The organism is Kitasatospora sp. NPDC059327 (genome assembly GCF_042752535.1).
Lineage (GTDB): Bacteria > Actinomycetota > Actinomycetes > Streptomycetales > Streptomycetaceae > Kitasatospora.
The window spans coordinates 1-2,050 of the sequence record NZ_JBHYYB010000242.1 but is presented as its reverse complement, the minus strand read 5'-3'; the positions used below and the strand labels follow the sequence as shown (position 1 = coordinate 2,050).

Here is a 2,050-nt window from a genome sequence, read left to right as displayed (position 1 = left end):
CAGCCGGTCTGTGGGTACCGGGGGTGTCCGTCCGGGCCGGAGCTGGCTGCTCCGACCCAGACGGGTTCGGTCACCGAATTGTGATCTCAGCGGCGGAGGCGAATCCGCCGGAGCCTGCCAGCGAGGTCAGCCGAACGTACTTCGCCTGGGAGGCGGGGAAGCTGGCGGCCTTGGCTGTCGCGCTGTTCGCCCAGGTCCCGTTGGTCACCTGGGCGAAGTTCACGCCGTCGATGCTTGTGGAGACCGCGTAGCTGAGAATCCGTCCGTTGGGTACGCTGTCCTGCCTCGGCAGGTAGCCGAGGCAGGAGACGGGCTGGGCCTGGCTGAGCTCGAGGGTGATGTAGTGCGGGCCGGGGACGGGGGTGGGCGTGAACTGTGACTGCCACATGGTCGAAGGATCTCCGTCAATCGCTGTTCCCGCGGCGTAGTTGACGACCTCAGAATCGGAGCTCTCCGCCGCGACAACCACGCCGGTTCCCGGCTGGACGGTGAAGTTGTCGAACTGGACGTTACTGTAGTTCGACACCGCGAGGGAGACCTGCCCGGCCGTGGCCGTGTCGGAAGGAACGGTGACCGGGGGGCCGAGCCGTACGCCGTCGATCGACGCGATGATCGTGGAGCCCTCGGCGCTGACGCTGACACTGTGCCAGGAGTTCATCGGAAACGTCTCTCGCGTGCCGCTGGCCAGGACGGTACCGGATGCAGTCCTGATCTGCCAGGCGCCGCTCTGCTGGACGGCGAGCCGGATACCACCACTGTGGTTCGTGTCCCGTACGCCGAGCGTGACTTCCACTCCGCTGGTCTCGAAGTTGATGTCCGTGGAGGCCGTGTAGTTGTTCCATCGAGTATCACCGATCACTGCGGCGGGAGCCTGCTCGAGGCCGTGCCAGTAGAGCGGGTGCTCGGTCATGGTCGAGCGCAGACAGATGCCGGTCCGTCCGCCGCCGCACTGCGCAGTCTCCAGGGTCCCGCCGAGCTCCGCGAGGTACTTGGGCGTGCGCCGCAGCGCGTAGGAATCGAAGTTGTCGTTGTAGGGCAGGCGCATCACGGGGTTAGGCGGGGCGACCGCGGTGCCCTTGCCGGAGGTGGTGAGCGTGCTGATGGTGTACAGCTTGGCCGGGTCTGCGGTGATCGTGGCCTGGCCGTCGATTACCTGGATGTCCGTCACCTGGTTGAACCAGTCAGCGGGAATGGTGGAATTCAGGCTGGTAGAGCGGACGCGCAGGACGCCGTTGGCGGGCAGTCCGCCGGCGACGGTGAGCTTGAGCGTCTGGGGGGCCGCCGCCTGACTCGTCTCGATGATGCTGGACCAGTTCGTCGTGTTTGGGTCGCGCAACGTCACCAGTGAGCCACCGTCGATCCGCTTACTAGCATCCGGCAGGTAGCGCCACCCGGGCTTGGTGAACTGTGTGGTGTGCGCGGTGACCCACACCGATTTGCCGACCGAGTAGCTTCCGCTCCACGGCCTGTTGGCGAGCATCAGCCCGGACCCGTCGAACGGTGCGCCCGGGTAGGCCGACCACACGGTGGCCCAGTTGAGGAAAGCGGTGAGCCGGCCGTCGGTGTAGCCGCGGTTGAACTCTCTGGCCAGCGCTGCGGAACCGGTATTGTAGTTCTGCGACCCGGCTTCGCTGTCCCATGCGGGCTTGCCAAACCGCTTCGACGGTCCCTTGCACTCGTCCGTGGGCGACAGCCAGCCGCACGGGTAGTGGGCACCCATCACTCCGACCGCATCGGTGTACGCCGGGTTGGCCTGCATCCTGGATTCAAGCCCGCTGAAGCCAGTGTCATCGGCGATGAGCTGAACGTCCTGGTAGCCTGCCGCGTTCAGGCGATTACGGAAGCTGACGAACCAGGCCGGGTCACCGTCGCGCTCGTTCCACCCTCCCATGTAGTCGATGCGCAGGCCGTTCGTTGTGGCACAGTTCAGCCAGCTCATGTGCCAGTCGATGGTCTTTGAGGTCCAGAAGTTCTTTGATGTGCTTCGGGTCGGGTCCACCCAGCCCGGCGCGCCCCAGGCTAGTGTCCTGCACCTGAAATGTCAGCTCTA

1 protein-coding gene and 1 pseudogene are annotated in these 2,050 nt (G+C 65.6%); both read right to left on the bottom strand.

From position 1 onward, the window contains the following. Positions 1–70: 70 nt before the first annotated feature. Positions 71–1,045, bottom strand: a complete 975-nt coding sequence (locus tag ACFXHB_RS44715) for a discoidin domain-containing protein (RefSeq protein ID WP_380582970.1) — start codon at positions 1,043–1,045, stop codon at positions 71–73. A gap of 372 nt (positions 1,046–1,417) precedes the next feature. Beyond that, a pseudogene (locus ACFXHB_RS44710) lies at positions 1,418–2,020 on the bottom strand (galactosylceramidase); the annotation flags it as partial. Between the last annotated feature and the right edge of the window lie 30 nt (positions 2,021–2,050).

Coding starts and splice junctions, on each gene's coding strand:
- ACFXHB_RS44715 (WP_380582970.1), bottom strand. CDS start 1,045: ATGCGCCTGCCCTACAACGACAACTTCGATTCCTACGCGCTGCGGCGC.